This window comes from Variovorax sp. P4_B11 (assembly GCF_056402355.1).
Map to the genome: position 1 here is coordinate 98,439 of NZ_JBFUHO010000022.1, position 13,684 is coordinate 112,122.

The 13,684-nt window shown below is 64.6% G+C and carries 15 protein-coding genes and 2 pseudogenes; 7 read left to right on the forward strand and 10 right to left on the reverse strand.

The window, feature by feature from the left end; genetic code table 11:
* Positions 1–13: 13 nt before the first annotated feature.
* The 6 genes from AC1DYD_RS20195 to AC1DYD_RS20220 are packed head-to-tail and all read right to left on the reverse strand — an operon-like array spanning position 14 to position 5,102.
* Complete coding sequence (locus AC1DYD_RS20195; protein WP_478174536.1) at positions 14–901, reverse strand: ABC transporter permease; 888 nt, start codon at positions 899–901, stop codon at positions 14–16.
* A 15-nt stretch (positions 902–916) separates the two neighbouring features.
* Complete coding sequence (locus tag AC1DYD_RS20200; protein ID WP_478174537.1) at positions 917–1,735, reverse strand: ABC transporter ATP-binding protein; 819 nt, start codon at positions 1,733–1,735, stop codon at positions 917–919.
* Positions 1,732–2,523, reverse strand: a complete 792-nt coding sequence (locus AC1DYD_RS20205; RefSeq protein ID WP_478174538.1) for an alpha/beta fold hydrolase — start codon at positions 2,521–2,523, stop codon at positions 1,732–1,734. The genes AC1DYD_RS20200 and AC1DYD_RS20205 overlap by 4 nt, the downstream gene beginning before the upstream one ends.
* Positions 2,520–2,924 (reverse strand): VOC family protein, encoded by a 405-nt coding sequence (locus tag AC1DYD_RS20210; protein WP_478174539.1) that lies wholly within the window; start codon positions 2,922–2,924, stop codon positions 2,520–2,522. The genes AC1DYD_RS20205 and AC1DYD_RS20210 overlap by 4 nt, the downstream gene beginning before the upstream one ends.
* Before the next feature lie 4 nt (positions 2,925–2,928).
* A complete protein-coding gene (locus AC1DYD_RS20215) occupies positions 2,929–4,530 on the reverse strand; it encodes an FAD-dependent monooxygenase (protein ID WP_478174540.1) in 1,602 nt (533 codons plus the stop codon).
* 2 nt (positions 4,531–4,532) lie between these two features.
* Complete coding sequence (locus AC1DYD_RS20220) at positions 4,533–5,102, reverse strand: GAF domain-containing protein (RefSeq protein WP_478174541.1); 570 nt, start codon at positions 5,100–5,102, stop codon at positions 4,533–4,535.
* A 74-nt stretch (positions 5,103–5,176) separates the two neighbouring features.
* Here AC1DYD_RS20220 and AC1DYD_RS20225 point away from each other — a divergent pair, with 74 nt between their 5' ends.
* Both AC1DYD_RS20225 and AC1DYD_RS20230 read left to right on the forward strand, forming a co-directional pair.
* Positions 5,177–6,148, forward strand: coding sequence for a LysR family transcriptional regulator (locus AC1DYD_RS20225; protein ID WP_478174542.1), 972 nt, complete (start codon positions 5,177–5,179; stop codon positions 6,146–6,148).
* Between the two features lie 118 nt (positions 6,149–6,266).
* A complete protein-coding gene (locus tag AC1DYD_RS20230; RefSeq protein WP_478174543.1) occupies positions 6,267–6,533 on the forward strand; it encodes a hypothetical protein in 267 nt (88 codons plus the stop codon).
* Between the two features lie 410 nt (positions 6,534–6,943).
* Here AC1DYD_RS20230 and AC1DYD_RS20235 read toward each other — a convergent pair.
* Positions 6,944–7,357, reverse strand: a pseudogene (locus AC1DYD_RS20235) (IS630 family transposase); the annotation flags it as partial.
* Positions 7,358–7,368: 11 nt separating this feature from the next.
* Here AC1DYD_RS20235 and AC1DYD_RS20240 point away from each other — a divergent pair.
* The gene (locus AC1DYD_RS20240) at positions 7,369–7,605 is read left to right on the forward strand and encodes an Lrp/AsnC ligand binding domain-containing protein (protein WP_478174544.1); all 237 of its coding nucleotides are present in this window, start codon (positions 7,369–7,371) and stop codon (positions 7,603–7,605) included.
* 173 nt (positions 7,606–7,778) lie between these two features.
* Here the strand turns inward: AC1DYD_RS20240 and AC1DYD_RS20245 are convergent, their stop codons facing one another.
* Positions 7,779–8,318 (reverse strand): VOC family protein, encoded by a 540-nt coding sequence (locus AC1DYD_RS20245; RefSeq protein WP_478174552.1) that lies wholly within the window; start codon positions 8,316–8,318, stop codon positions 7,779–7,781.
* A gap of 165 nt (positions 8,319–8,483) precedes the next feature.
* On the opposite strand from AC1DYD_RS20245, the gene AC1DYD_RS20250 reads away from it, so the two are divergent.
* Complete coding sequence (locus tag AC1DYD_RS20250) at positions 8,484–9,389, forward strand: LysR family transcriptional regulator (RefSeq protein WP_478174545.1); 906 nt, start codon at positions 8,484–8,486, stop codon at positions 9,387–9,389.
* 304 nt (positions 9,390–9,693) lie between these two features.
* Here the strand turns inward: AC1DYD_RS20250 and AC1DYD_RS20255 are convergent, their stop codons facing one another.
* Positions 9,694–10,635, reverse strand: coding sequence for a p-hydroxyphenylacetate 3-hydroxylase reductase component (locus tag AC1DYD_RS20255; protein WP_478174546.1), 942 nt, complete (start codon positions 10,633–10,635; stop codon positions 9,694–9,696).
* A gap of 338 nt (positions 10,636–10,973) precedes the next feature.
* Positions 10,974–11,171, reverse strand: a pseudogene (locus AC1DYD_RS20260) (DDE-type integrase/transposase/recombinase); the annotation flags it as partial.
* Positions 11,172–11,176: 5 nt separating this feature from the next.
* Between AC1DYD_RS20260 and AC1DYD_RS20265 the strand changes: the two are divergent.
* The 3 genes from AC1DYD_RS20265 to AC1DYD_RS20275 form a co-directional block, all read left to right on the forward strand.
* Entirely contained in the window at positions 11,177–11,332 is a 156-nt protein-coding gene (locus AC1DYD_RS20265; protein ID WP_478174547.1) for a hypothetical protein, read from the forward strand.
* A gap of 197 nt (positions 11,333–11,529) precedes the next feature.
* Positions 11,530–12,081: an OmpA/MotB family protein gene (locus AC1DYD_RS20270; RefSeq protein WP_478174548.1), complete on the forward strand. Its 552-nt coding sequence runs from the start codon at positions 11,530–11,532 to the stop codon at positions 12,079–12,081.
* Positions 12,082–12,313: 232 nt separating this feature from the next.
* The coding region (locus tag AC1DYD_RS20275; protein WP_478174549.1) for a GAF domain-containing protein at positions 12,314–13,684 on the forward strand (1,371 nt) is incomplete at its 3' end.

Consider the following 13,684-nt stretch of genomic DNA (forward strand, 5'->3'; position numbering starts at 1 on the left):
AAGAAAACAGGCTCTAGACGTTCACCGTGCGCTGCGAGGTGTCCGCGGGCATCCAGTGCAGCACTCGCCGCTGCACGCGGCGCAGCGCGCCGGTCATCAGAATGCCGATCACCGAGAGCACCACGCACACCGCGAAGCTGCCGCCGGTGTCGGCTTGCGCCTCCATCTGCAGGATCAGCACGCCCAGGCCTGCCTGCGCGCCGACGAATTCCCCCACCACGGCGCCCACCACGCTGAAGGCGGCGGCCATGTTCAGGCCGGCGAAGACGTAGGGCAGCGCGCTGGGGAACTTGGCCTTTCGGAAGATCTGCCAGCGCGTGGCGGACAAGGAGCGCAGCAGGTCGATGCGGTCCGGATCCACCGCCTTGAAGCCCGCGATGCTGGTCACCAGCACCGGGAAGAAGGTGAGCAGGCAAATGATCATCACCTTGGAGCTGATGCCGAACCCGAGCCAGACCACGATGATCGGGGCCACTGCCACCTTGGGCACGCTTTGCAGCGCGGCGACGTAGGGTTCCAGCAACGCCTCCAGCTTCGGCATCTGCGAGACCACGATGCCGATCGCCAGGCCGACGCCACTGCCGATCAGGAAGCCCAACAGGATCTCGGCAACGGTGACGCCGCCGTGATACCAGAAGCCGTCCTTCGCCATCGGCCCGGTGGCCAGGCCGCGCCAGAGTGCGACCGCCATGTCGCTGACCGGCGGGACCAGGTGCCGGGGCACCTTGAACAGCCGCACGGCCGCTTCCCACGCGCCGAGCAGCGTGACGAGCAACAGGATGGATTGCACGCGCGTGGACGCGAGCAGGCCGGCGCGGCGCGGGCGCTGCGCCTTCGTGGGCCTGGCGGCGGTCACGTCGGGCTGCGGGGCGGAATCGGAGGTCATCATGGCAGTCGTCATGGCAGCACCTTTTGCTCAGTCGAACGAAGCGGCATGCGAGAAGCGCTCGCGGATCGCAGCAGACGCGGATGCGAACGACGGATGCGACATCGCTTCCATCGTCCGCGGCCGCGGCAGGTCGATGGGCAACACGCGCTCCAGCGTGCCCGGGCGAGGTGACATCACGAACACCCTGTCGCCGAGGAACACGGCCTCGGGGATCGAATGCGTGATCAGCACCACGGTCTTGCCGCTTTCCATCCAGATGCGCTGCAGCTCGAGGTTCATGCGTTCGCGCGTCATCGCGTCCAGCGCGCCGAAGGGCTCGTCCATCAGGAGGATCTTCGGGTCGTGCAGCAGCGCCCGGGCGATCGAGGCGCGCTGCTGCATGCCACCGCTCAACTGGCGCGGCAGCTTGTGCTCGAAGCCGTCGAGCCGGACCATGTGCAGCAACTGCATGGCGCGTTCGCGCGCCTGCTTCTTGTCGATCCCGAGCACCTCGGCCGGCAGCATCACGTTGTCGAGAATGGTGCGCCAAGGCAGCAGGATGGCGCTCTGGAACACGACGCCCACATCGCGCCGCGTGCCGTGGATCGGCTGGCCGTCGAGCACCACGCGCCCGACCCGGTAGTCGAGCAGCCCGGCCAGGATGCGCAGCAGCGTGCTCTTGCCGCACCCGCTGGGGCCGACGATGGTGACGAAGCTGCCTTGCTCGATGGTGCAATCGATCTGCTGGAGCGCGAGCACACCATCTTTGCCGCCACCAAAGGTCTTGGACAGGCCCTCGATACGGATGTAGTCGGGCCGTCGTCCCGAATTCCTTGCGCGTGCGGGCTGCATCAGGGTCGTGGTCATGCGTGGACTCCTTCGGGCGTCAAGAAGCGAACCATGTGGTGGGCGAGAACTTCCGGCGCCTGTATCGCCGCCACATGCCCGATGGCCGGCAGCAACACGGCGTCGGCGCCGCGGATGCGCCCCGCCATCGCCAGCGTCACCGTGGGCGGCACCACGCGATCGAGTTCGCCGGCCAGCACCAGGGTTGGCGCGACGATGTCCGCCACGCCGTTCTTCAGCGTGGTCGCAACGGTCGCGGCCCGACGTGCGGAGCGCGCCGATGCCGGCCGGGCATTCGCGAACACGCGCCGCAGTTCCGGCCGCCGCGCGAGAAAGGCTTCAGGGAAGAACCACGTTGCGAGCTCCGCTGCCGTGCCGGGCAAGCCATTGCGCAACTCGGCCAGGCGGCGCGCGCCGGGGCACAGCTCCTCGTAGGGCCGCGGCAGCGGCCAGGTGCTGGCCAGCACCAGTCGATCGACCGACCGCGGATGCAGCAGCGCCAGCGCCTGCGCCACCCGTCCGCCGAACGAAGAGCCGAACACGTGCGCCCGCTTGAACCCCAGCGCCTTGATGAACTGCTGCGCGTCGTTCGCGAGCTCCGCCAGCGTGGCAGCGCACTCGGGCGCTGCCGTGTCGCCGCAGTCGCGCTGGTCGTAGGAGATCACGGTGAAGTGCTTCGACAGGTGCGGCACCAATGCGGCGAACATGTTTCGCGAGGCCTCCGCGCCGTGCATCAGCACCAGCGCCGGGCCTTGGCCCTCGCGTTCGAATGCAATGCTCACCTCGCCCGCCTGCACGAAGTCGGTCATGGCACACCCTCTTCCTGATTCATCCAGAAGGTCATCTCGATCTTCAGCCCGCGCGGATCGTGGAGAAACAGCTGGTGGATGTCCCAGCCCGGAATCGGCGCCTCGGCGAAGGGCACGCCCAAGGCACCGAGGTGCTCCCGCATCTCCTTCAGCCCGCGCGAGCGGAACGCGATGTGGTCGACGTGGCCGGTGGCTGGCTGAATCGCGGCGTCCGGCTGTGCAAGATGCGCATACAGGTGCACGATCGGCTGGCCCTCCGCATAGAGCCACGCGCCCGGCGCAGGGATCTCCGGTCGCGCCCCGGCATGCAGGCGCATCACGCGCGTGTAGAAGTCGACAAGCGGCGGCAGCTCGTCCGGCGTGCAGCGGATCGTGTAGTGATGAAGCGCGGTGACGGGCATGGCATCAATCCAGCAGTCTGGCGAGCACGGCCGAGAGCTCGGCGGCCGGATCCGACGGCATCCACGGCATGCGGAATGCCACATGCCCATCCGGCCGCACGAGCACCGCGCCGCGCAGGCCGAGCAACAGTCCGTCCTTCTCGTGCGTGTCGTCCAGCTGGCGGGCCTGCACCACACGCCCGTTCTTGCCGGAAACGGCACGCGCCGCCTCCATCCACCCGTCCGCCTTCGGCCCCGCCACCAGCACGAACGCCTGGTCGAACCAGTCGAGCGTGGTGTGGCGCCGCGCGAGATCCAGCCACAGGTGCGGGAAGCGCACGCCCGGCCGGTCACCGGGCTCGTACCAGCGCGCCTGCATCACGTGCTTGCCGGTGCCATCGGGGATGACAGCGCCGTCTTCGTAGCAAAAGCCCAAGGACTGACCGATGCTGTGAGTGTGGTTGTCGCTGTCGCGGATCCAGAAGCCGATGCGATCCGGGTTGCCCGAACGCAGCGCTTCATCGCACTGGATGAAACGCGTCGCATTGTGCAGGCTGAAGTCGGCATTCGATTCGGCAACCGGGCGCCGTTCGCGCTCGTAGCTGTCGAGCAGACGCGCGCCGGCACGCTCCGTGATCACGAAGGCCAGCTTCCAGGCGAGGTTGTGCGCGTCCTGGATGCCGGAGTTCATGCCGTAGCCGCCGTTCGGCGGGAAGCGGTGCGCCGAATCGCCCACCAGCAGCACGCGCCCCTTGCGGAAGTTCGCGGCCACCTGGCGGCTCATGCGCCACACCGAACGGTTGATCACCTTCACATCCAGGTTGGGCACGCCCGCAACGGTGCGAGCAAGGCTCACCACTTCGTCGTCGCTGCGCTCGCCGATGCGTTCGTCTACCTCGCGCCCCACCGGCAGCAGGCTCAGCCATCGATCCTTGCCGTTGGTGTTGAGCACGGTCGTGATGGGGAACGGCGAATCCTTCGCGTACACGCGCCAGCCGGCGCAGGTGGCCGCGTCGCGCACATGCGAGAGGTCGGCCTGCCAGAACTCGTTGGCCATCACGGCCAGTGCGGCCGGACCGCGCATCTCGATGTCGGCCTGGCGTCGTACCGTGCTGGTGGCACCGTCGGTGGCGACAAGATACTGGGCCCGCCAGGTCGTGGTTTCGCCGGTGTCCACGTTTCGGCCGGTCACCGCAATGCCTTCGATACCCTCGTCGTAATGCAGGAACTCGTGGCCGAACAGGAAGCGGCCGACCTCGCTCTTGCGCGCGTGGTCCAGCAGTTCCATCTCCACCGTGTCTTGCGACTGGATGATCTTCCAGCAGGGCGAGTGCCCCACGTTCGGCTCGGGATGGGTGCGGCCCCACTCGTGGCCGGTCATCGACTCGCAGAAGGAGAAGAAGTCGGCGCCATCCGGCAATGCGTGGCGCTTCATCAGGCCATCGATGCCCCACTGGCGAAAAATCTCCATGGTGCGTGTGTAGGTGCCGCGCGCCTTGGGATGGGTCGTCGTCGTCGGGTTGCGCTCGAGCAGCACGAATTCGATGTTGAAGCGCTGCAGCAGGATCGCCATCGACAGGCCCACCGGGCCGCCGCCAACGATCACGACAGGGACATTGCCTTGCATGGTCAAGCCTCCAGGGATTGGGGAAGGGACACGCCCGTGAAGCGGTGCGCCAGGCCGGGCGCGGTCGGCACCCAGCGCGCCGCGGCCAGCGCCAGCAGGCGGATAGCCAGGACTTCGTGCGGCAGCCACCGCGCTCGGGTGCCGAAGACGTTGAAAGTGGCATAGCAAAGATTGCCCTCGAGCAGCGGCACGTTGATCACGCTCTGCAGGCCGTAGGGGCGCATCTGCTCGAAATCGTCGAAGTGGCGTGCCAGCGCGTCCTCGCCCTCGGCGACGAACACACGGCCCTGCACGAACAGGCACTCGGTCCATGGCGTGAGCGTCTTGCGCTTGGCGCCGTTCACCGGATAGCGCTCCGCTTCCGACGAATAGAAGCGGCGCAGCCGGATCACGTCGATCGGGTCGCGCGCAGTCRTGACGTTCTGCTGGATGCTGAACACGCTGTCGCCGGCAATCTGGCGTCGGCAGAGGTCCACTTCGCGCAACGCGACGTCGGCGCTCCGCGCCTCGACGAGCACGTCGAGGAGGTTGGCCAGGATGGCGGTGGGCGTTGATGCGGCGGCTGCGGGCATGGGGAAAGTCTAGGCGTCCTGATTCACCAAAATGCACTAAATTCTGATAGCTTGATAACCAAGGAGTTATGGCCTTGCCGACCGCTCGCGACCCCGCCGCCGACCTGCAGCACGCGCTACTCTCCCGCTTGAAGCTCCGGCAGCTTTCATTGCTGCAGGCCATCGATCGCCATCGCACGCTCGGCCGCGTGGCCGCCGACATGCGACTGAGCCAGCCGGCCATCACCAAGGCATTGCGCGAAGTCGAAGACATCTTCGGCAGCCGGCTTTTCGAGCGCTCCAGCCGGGGCCTGGTGCCCACGTCATCAGGCGAGGCGGTGCTGCGCTACGCCCAGCGCTGGCTCGCGGAACTGGAGTCCACCGCGCGCGTGCTCACGTCATTGGAGGCAGGCCGCAGCGGACGCCTGCGTCTGGGCCTGACGCAGCAGGTGCCGCAGCAGCTCATGTCCGCGGCGCTGACCCACTTGCTGGACCGCACACCGCGCATGGCGGTGATGACGCGCGAAGGAACCACGGACGAACTCGTCGCCGGTCTTGTCGCACGGGAGCTCGATTGCGCGATCGGTCGCTCGTACGACGGAGATGCGACAGGGTTGGTACAAGAGGCGATCTACCAGCAGGAGCCCTGCTTGGTGGTGGCCGCGAAAAGCGTCAAGCGGCTGTCGCGCGGACCCCTGGACTGGACACGGTTGGCAAAGCTGGACTGGATCCTGCCGCCACCGAATACGCCCATGCGCAGAACGTACAACGCGATCTTCGTGGGCGCCGGCGTGCAGCCTCCGGTGCCGATGCTCGAGACGACGTCGATTCGCAGCATGGAGATGGTGCTGAGGACCGAGCCGAACGCGATATCCATCCTGGCCCGTGACGTGGTGACCGAGATGGAGCGAGCAGGACACTGGGGCGCGCTGCCCTATCGATTGAGCTGGAACTTGCCACCGGTGAGTTTCTTCACGCTGAAGGAACTGGAGGCGCATCCGACGGTGCAGTCGCTCAGGGGCGTGGTGGTGGAGGTTGCGCGGGGGATGCAACGCGAGGCCGGATGAGAGTCCTGGTCGCTGCGGTCGTCGCGGGTGCCCCTGTTGACTTGTCGTAGCAGTCAATTGGCGTAAGCTGACCGTCTTCGCGGCCGGCCGGCGGCGCCCACTACCCTTCGGAGATGGCATGGACTCTGATGAGTTCGAGGCAAAGCGCTTCGATCACGAGGGATGGACCGTCCGAATCCTCCTGACGGGAATCGGCCTCAACGGCTTCGTCGCTGGCCATGCGGATCTGTATCTGGACGAGACACACAAGTGCCGCATCGCGTTGGCAAGCCAGCAACATGATCAAGCGGGCGCGATCGTCGTGCTCGAGGAAAAAGCGACGGCATTCATCGCGGACTGGAGCGGCCGGGATCACACGGGCGACACGGGATTTTCCGAGCTGTAGGCCCCCCCATTAGATGACTAAGGTTGTGGGAATTTTCGACTAAGGCCCCCCTGATCATGGATTTTTTGCGAACTTTGACATCGCGAACGTTGCTCGGGAGCCATAGAGCAAATGATGGCGTGACGTTGTCATGACTACACTGGGCCGAACGGAGGGCGCCGGCCCTCGTCTACGTTCATTCTCAACGTCAAGCCCATGGGCGAAGGCGGCCGCCTTGACCACAACCGCTCGATTTCGCCTCGTGGCGCGAACGGCAGCTGCCACAGTTGCCAGCGAAGCTTGTGGTCATGGTGCAAAGGCGCCCGATACCACCTCTAAGAGTCTGGGTCATCACGAGCAAGCGCCATCGAAATACAAGAACACCCGCAGACCGCAACAGTTCAGTCAGGCGGCTTCGAACTGGGCATCGGCTAGTGGGCCGCAACGATTGAATCGGGAGTAATTCGTCGTGGTGGGTCGAAGTACTTCCACTTCACGGACTTCGGTTGCCCGTTGTGTTTGCGGATGTAGCGCATGAGCTTTCTCTTGAGATCGGGCACCGAGGTGAACACGCCGCGCGCGATCACGTCACGCTCGATCTTGGCGAACCACAGTTCAACCTGGTTGAGCCAGGACGAGTAGGTCGGCGTGAAGTGCATATGGAGGTTTGGATGCTCACTCAGGAACGCGTCGACCTGCTTGGTCTTGTGCGCCGAGAGGTTGTCGGCGATGACATGGATCTCCTTGCCGCGGGGCTGATTGGCCACGATGTCGGTCAGGAAGGCCACGAACTCGGCCGAGGTGTGGCGCGTGGCAGTCTTGCCAAGCACTTCGCCGGTCTTGGTTCGGCGCGGCGGTGGAACACGGCAAAGGTCTGCTCAAAGCCTTTCGCGAAACCCCCAACGTGATCGAAGTCATGCGCGTCACGGGGGCTGACAGCTACGTCGTTCACATCCTGGCCAGCTCCAGCCAGGAGTTGGAAACGGTGATCGACAAGATCGGGATCTATGGCACGGTCAGCACGGCCCTTGTGCTGTCCACGCCGCTGCCGGCGGCCGAGCGCGTGGCGGACATCCTGCGGTTGGTGGAATAGAGTCTTCGGCGGCTTGGCGGCCACGGCCCGGCCGCCCTGTCGCCCTAAAAGCGGGCACAGCAACTGCCGACGCTCTTGCCCATGTGTTCGAGCGCTGGCCGAGTTGCGGGTGGCGATCAGGAGCGTTCGGCCATCTGCGGCGGCGCGGGCCACAGTGCCCGCCGCGATACGATTCAGTGTGAGAACTCCCGGGCGTGAAGGAAATCCGCGTGCTTCGGCGCACGCTTCGTCTTCGACCACTCCTCCAGCATGTCCCACTTCACGGCGTCCAACCGGCGAATCATCGCGTCCTCCTCGGGATCCGGGCACGCCAGCTCGACCCGGTGGCCATTGGGATCGAAGAAATAGATGGAATGGAAAGCGCCGTGGTCGGTCACGCCCAGCACCTCGACGCCGTTGGCTTCGAGGTGTTCCTTGAACGCCAGCAGTTCGGCCCGGTCCTTGACGCGGAATGCGATGTGCTGGACCCATTCCGGGGTGTTCGGGTCCCGGCACATCGGCGGCTTCGTGGGCAGCTCGAAGAACGCCAGGACATTGCCCTGCCCAGCATCGAGAAAGATGTGCATGTAGGGATCGGGGGCCTTGGTCGAAGGCACCTTGTCCTCGGCGATGGCCAAGACGAAATCCATCTTGAGCATCTTCTGGTACCACAGCACGGTCTCTTTGGCGTCCTTGCAGCGGTACGCGACGTGGTGAATGCGATCGATCTTCATGGAGGTCTCCAACAGGTTCTGGACTACACCGGTTCCGGCAACGGCGCTCGTAGAGCGGCATCCGGAGAAATGGCGGTCGGTGGTTTCCGTCCGGATGCCTGAATTGAAGCGCGCTTTCATCTATCATTCAAACGGTTTTTCTCGATGCATTTATGAGATTGTCCGATGAATGTCACGCTGCGCCAGTTGCGAGCTTTCGTAGCGCTTGCCCGCACCGGTAGCTTCACGCTGGCCGCGGAAAGCCTCTTCATCACGCAGTCGGCGCTCAGCGGCTTGATCAAGGAGCTGGAACAGACATTGGGCGTTCGGCTCGTTGATCGCAGCACGCGACGCGTGCATCTGACCCCGATCGGAGACGGCCTGCATCCACTACTCGACGCCGTGCTCCACGATCTGGACGGTGTACTGCACCGCGTCAATGACCATCGCGCCCTCAAGGTCGGCGTGGTGCGCCTCGCAACCACGCAGTTGCTGGCGTCAACCCTGGTGCCGGACCTCATCGCGGCATTTCAGCGCGAGCATCCTGCAATCCAGGTGAGCCTGGTCGACGCCCCGGCCGACGCCGTCATGGCCCGCGTTTTTGCGGGTGAGGTCGAACTGGGCATCGGCCCCGAGCGCGAGCCGAACTCCGATATCACGTCCACGCCGTTGTTCGATGGCCCGTTCATGGCTGTGTGCCCGCCGGGCCATGCGCTTGCCAGGCGCCGGCGCTTGCGCTGGTCGGACCTGGTGCCGTTTCCAGTCATCGTCCTGCAGGGGCAGTTCACAGAGCGGCTAGCGCAGGATCTGCGCGCGGCATCCCTCAGTGTCGGCTTCTCACCGGCGCACGAAGTGGCCTACATGCCCACGGCCTTGTCGATGGTCAAGGCCGGGCTGGGCGTCGCGCTGTGCATCGCCTATGCGGCGCCTCTGGTCGAAGGCTATGGATTGAAGATGGTGCCCCTGGGCGATCCCGAGGTGCGCCGCAGCTTCGATGTCTTCGCGCGCAAGGGGCGCTCTCTGTCGCCGGCCTCCCAGACCTTCCTGGACTTCATCGGCCCAAGAATTCGAAAGCTTCCGCACCTGGCATGACCTTCGCGAGTCGAAGCCATTTCGACGGCCACCCCGCCGTGAAGTCTCGGCTCGAACCTCAGGCCGACCACCGCGGGAGCTGTACCGAGGCTTGGAGGCCAGCACCCACGCGCACATGCCACTTTCTCAGCGAGCAAACCGGATCGGTCGCTTCTCCTCCAGCCAGTTGGCCAACCGAATCAGCCAGCCCTCGCGCGCGAACGACGCCACCAGTTGAACGCCGATCGACAGTGCGCTTGCGAGAGGCGCGCCACCACGTTCCGGTAGTTGGCACGATTGAATTCATGAAGCTTGGCGCTTCGTCTCAGTGCGCCTCCATGACCGCCTTCAGCACCTTCTTGAACGTCTCGATGTTCTCGGGGCTGACCCCGGCGAACACTGCCTCCTGCTGGCGCCGGGCAATCTCCCACAGTGCCTCGGTCTGCGCGCGGCCGGCCTCGGTCAATTCGTGGCCAGCGGCGCGCTCGCTGACCAAGCCCTTCTGCCGGAGGTTGGCTAGGACCTCGACAATCTCGCGAGTAGGCATTGCTGCCTCGCGTTGCAGGGCAACAAGGTCCGGTCGGGGACGATCTTCCAGCATCATCAGCATGCGCGCCTCGCTGGTGCGCAGGCCGGTGGACAACTGCTTGGGCGCGTAGCTGGCCTGATAGGCATTGACCGCCTGGAACATCAGGTAATACAGGTTGCTGCTTGCCAGCCGACCGCGCACGGTGGCCGAAGCCGTTGTCGCCGGGTCTCGGCGCGGCGCACGGGGGTGCGGCAAGACCATCGAGTAGGCGCCCTGGTGATAGAGCAGTGGTGAGCGGCCGAAATCGTCGAAGGCCACCACCTTGCCAATCAAGATCCAGTGGTCGCCTCCGTCCACCTGTTGGTGGCGTTCGCACTGGAAGCGCGCAGCGCAGCCGGGCAGCAGCGGCGCGCCGCCGACGCCGCTTTCGCAAGCGACGCGGGCGAACTTGTCCGCCTGCGGGCGGGCGAAGTGGTTGGACAACTCGATCTGGTCCGCAGCCAGGATGTTTACCGCGAAGTGGCTGGCAGCCTCAAATACCGCATGGCTGTTTGAGCGTTTGTCGATGCTCCAGAGGATCAGCGGTGGCTCCAGCGACACGGCGTTGAAGCTGTTGGCGGTGACACCGGCCGGCTCGCCGCTTGGGCTGCGAGCGGTGACGATAGTGACGCCGGTGGCGAAATTGCCCAATCCGCGGCGAAACGCGCGAGGGTCGAAGCCGGCTTCGGGGCTTGTCATGACGGATATCTCCATTCTTTGATGCGTAGATGCGGCCGTTCGACGGCGGCGGCGACCGTGCGGCGAGCGGCCCTGCAGCTCGCCAAAGGATGATCGGCGAGATCTGCATGACGGCCCGCGCCGGCAGCGGTTCGAGGGAAACTCTAGGGGTGAAGCAAAAGATTCACCGGTATCGCTTGATACAGCAGCACGAAGATTTCGAGTGCAGGTGGCTTCGAAAGCAAAAGACGGAGTTGGCTCGACGGTGTATCGCTGGATATGCGCGCATCAATGGGCAGTTGATTCGGTCTTGTCGCGATAAGCCGGTCGAGGCGGATGAAGTCCGGCAGCTTTTCGGATCAACGGACGGCGAGACTGTAGAAGTAGTCGGCATGTGAAGATGCCAAGCCGCCGGGGCAGCGCAGTTGCCCCTTCTTGATCATGTGCATGGTCTCGATGCCGCCGATCAGGCGCGCGGCAGAGCGAAAAGACTTGAATCCCAACATCGGCCGGACTCGTCGCTTGACGGCACGGTGGTCCTGCTCCACAAGATTGTTCGTTCATGAACCTTCCTACGAGCTTTTCTCTTCCAGCCCAGGACATCGACCGGCTGCGCAAGGTTGCAGGCCGCCTGATGCGCGAATCGGCTGACTACGGGTCGATCTTGCGGGACTTCGGCGGAACACTGGAGAAGAATTCCGATTTGCCGAGCGAGTGATTTGGATCGTCTGACAAACTCGAGGGCCGCAAGGTCAGCGTTGTGGATCGGGCGCAATTGATCTGTGTCAACAATTCGGTCTCCCACCAGTGACATGCTTTGATCCGTGCTGGCCCGAATTGAGGCCAGCATGGCCATGCTGTAGACATCGTTAGCAAAAAGTCGCTGAAGCACTGTTCAACAACGAGGAATAGATCATGAAGTTCATCAAGATCGGGTTGCTACTCTGTGCCGCAGCGCTGGCCTCGGGTTGCGTGACCAAGCAGACCTACAACACCGAAGTGAAGAAGGCCGATACCTACGCCGCGCTCAACAGCAAGCTCTCGGGCGAGTTGAGCAGCGACCAGGCGCAAATCACGCAGCTACAGGACCAACTCAAGGTGACGATGGTCAACGAGATCCTTTTCACCGAAGGTGGTTGGACGCTCAATGCCAAGGGCCAGGAGACCCTGAGCAAGATCGCGCCCACACTGTCGAACCTGCCTGGCCAGCAGATCATCGTGCAGGGCTTCACCGACAACCTGCCAATCGTTGGAGCGCTGAAGACGCGCTTCCCATCCAACCTGGAGCTCTCGTCGGCGCGCGCCGACGATGTTGCCCGCTACCTGGTGTCCAATGGGGTGCCGTCGAACACGATCTCGGCCCAGGGCTTTGGGGAGTCGCGGCCGGTGGCGAGCAACGACACGGCTCAGGGCAGGGCGAAGAACCGCCGCGTCGAGATCGTCATCTCAGCGGCCAGCCGGCCGTAGGGCGGTAGCCTAGCTTGTTGCAGACCCGCTGAGTTTTCTAAGAGCCGACCCGCTGCTGCCCCTGGGCATGTCGCGGCGAGCGGCCAGGGAACGCAGCGGTCGTCGATCTGGGATCCAGCAGATTCGGATCGACCTCGCGTCGAGGTCGCGCGATCTGTTTCAAGCAATCCCGAGACGCCCTTGACCGCTTGTTGCGCTGCGCGGGGTGTGGTTGAGTGAAGGAAACATTGACATGTCAGTCAATCGCCTCACAGGGCCTCGAACGAGGTGCCAATGGCTCGTTGGGGATAGGGGGTGTTCCGCAGCCGAATTTGCGCAATCGAGCGCTGCCTTCGATCGCCTGCTGGCAGATTTGTCTGCCTGGTTCATCGATCTGCCCATAGACAAGATCGATTGCGCCATCACCGATTCGCTTCGACGAATCTCCGAGGTGCTCGGCGTCGATCGCACGCAATTGATCCGTTTTACGGAGGGAAGCGTCGGCCCGCGCGTCACTCATTCGGGAGCGGTTCACGGGAATATCGAAGGCTCCCCGGGGCGCCTTTCGACGCTCTTTCCCTGGGCTATCCCACATCTCAAGTCTGGCCGGATCATCGCTTTCGGCGGACTCGATGAATTGCCGAAGGCGGCGGCAACCGACAGGGCGACGTACCAACGGCATGGGGTCAGAGCCGGTCTGGTCGTGCCACTCAATGTTGCTGGAGAGATCGAAGGCTGCATCGCGCTCGATTGCACGCAAGCCGAACGCACTTGGCCGCAAGATCTGATCGAGCGCATGGAAGTGATGACGACCATTTTCGGTAGCGCCCTCGCACACAAGCGCGCGCGCGAAGAACTCGACGCCGCCATCCGATTCGAGCGTACGGTGTCAGACATCCTCAGCGCTCTGCTCGCGGCACCGCGCGATGAGCATGACAGCGTCCTCGAGGCAGGCCTGCGAGCGGTCGCACAGTCGTTCGGTGCTGATCGTGCCACGCTGTGGCAGCGCGCCGAGGGGAGCGCCTCGTTCATCAGGACGCATTGTGGGCTCGTCAACGGCCAGTTTGCACCGCCAGACGCGCCGCGCTCACAGACACTGCCCTGGATCGCGGGGCAACTCGAACAGGGTTCGGTCGTCCGCTTCAACCGGAACATCAAACATCCCACCGAGGCGGCCGCCGACCTCGATGCGCTTCGGGCATGGGGCATCGGTGCCGCGATGGTCGTGCCGCTCGTCTTGTCGGGCAAGGTCGCAGGGGCCCTGTCGATCGCCACAACCCAGGAAGATCCTGACTGGCCACAGATCCTGGTGCCACGGGCGCAGCTGCTCGGCGAGGCAGTCGCCAGTTTTCTGACAAGCCAGTCGGCGGAGCGGCGTGAACAGGAGGCGCATGCGCAGGCAGCCCATGCAGCGCGGGTCGGTTCGATGGGTGTGTTCGCAGCCTCGCTGGTGCACGAGCTCACGCAGCCGCTCGCGGCGAGCCGGGCCAATGCGGAGACGGCGTCTGATCTACTCCGTTCCAACGTACCCCCGCTCGACGAGCTGCGCGCGACCGTTGCCGACATCGTCGCTGACAGCCGACGCGCCGGCGAAGTGATCCAGAGGTTGCGACGCTTCCTGCGC

Coding starts and splice junctions, on each gene's coding strand:
- AC1DYD_RS20270 (WP_478174548.1), top strand. CDS start 11,530: ATGAAGTTCATCAAGATCGGGTTGCTACTCTGTGCCGCAGCGCTGGCC.
- AC1DYD_RS20195 (WP_478174536.1), bottom strand. CDS start 901: ATGACGACTGCCATGATGACCTCCGATTCCGCCCCGCAGCCCGACGTG.
- AC1DYD_RS20205 (WP_478174538.1), bottom strand. CDS start 2,523: ATGACCGACTTCGTGCAGGCGGGCGAGGTGAGCATTGCATTCGAACGC.
- AC1DYD_RS20230 (WP_478174543.1), top strand. CDS start 6,267: ATGGACTCTGATGAGTTCGAGGCAAAGCGCTTCGATCACGAGGGATGG.
- AC1DYD_RS20255 (WP_478174546.1), bottom strand. CDS start 10,635: ATGACAAGCCCCGAAGCCGGCTTCGACCCTCGCGCGTTTCGCCGCGGA.
- AC1DYD_RS20200 (WP_478174537.1), bottom strand. CDS start 1,735: ATGACCACGACCCTGATGCAGCCCGCACGCGCAAGGAATTCGGGACGA.
- AC1DYD_RS20265 (WP_478174547.1), top strand. CDS start 11,177: ATGAACCTTCCTACGAGCTTTTCTCTTCCAGCCCAGGACATCGACCGG.
- AC1DYD_RS20250 (WP_478174545.1), top strand. CDS start 8,484: ATGAATGTCACGCTGCGCCAGTTGCGAGCTTTCGTAGCGCTTGCCCGC.
- AC1DYD_RS20210 (WP_478174539.1), bottom strand. CDS start 2,924: ATGCCCGTCACCGCGCTTCATCACTACACGATCCGCTGCACGCCGGAC.
- AC1DYD_RS20245 (WP_478174552.1), bottom strand. CDS start 8,318: ATGAAGATCGATCGCATTCACCACGTCGCGTACCGCTGCAAGGACGCC.
- AC1DYD_RS20215 (WP_478174540.1), bottom strand. CDS start 4,530: ATGCAAGGCAATGTCCCTGTCGTGATCGTTGGCGGCGGCCCGGTGGGC.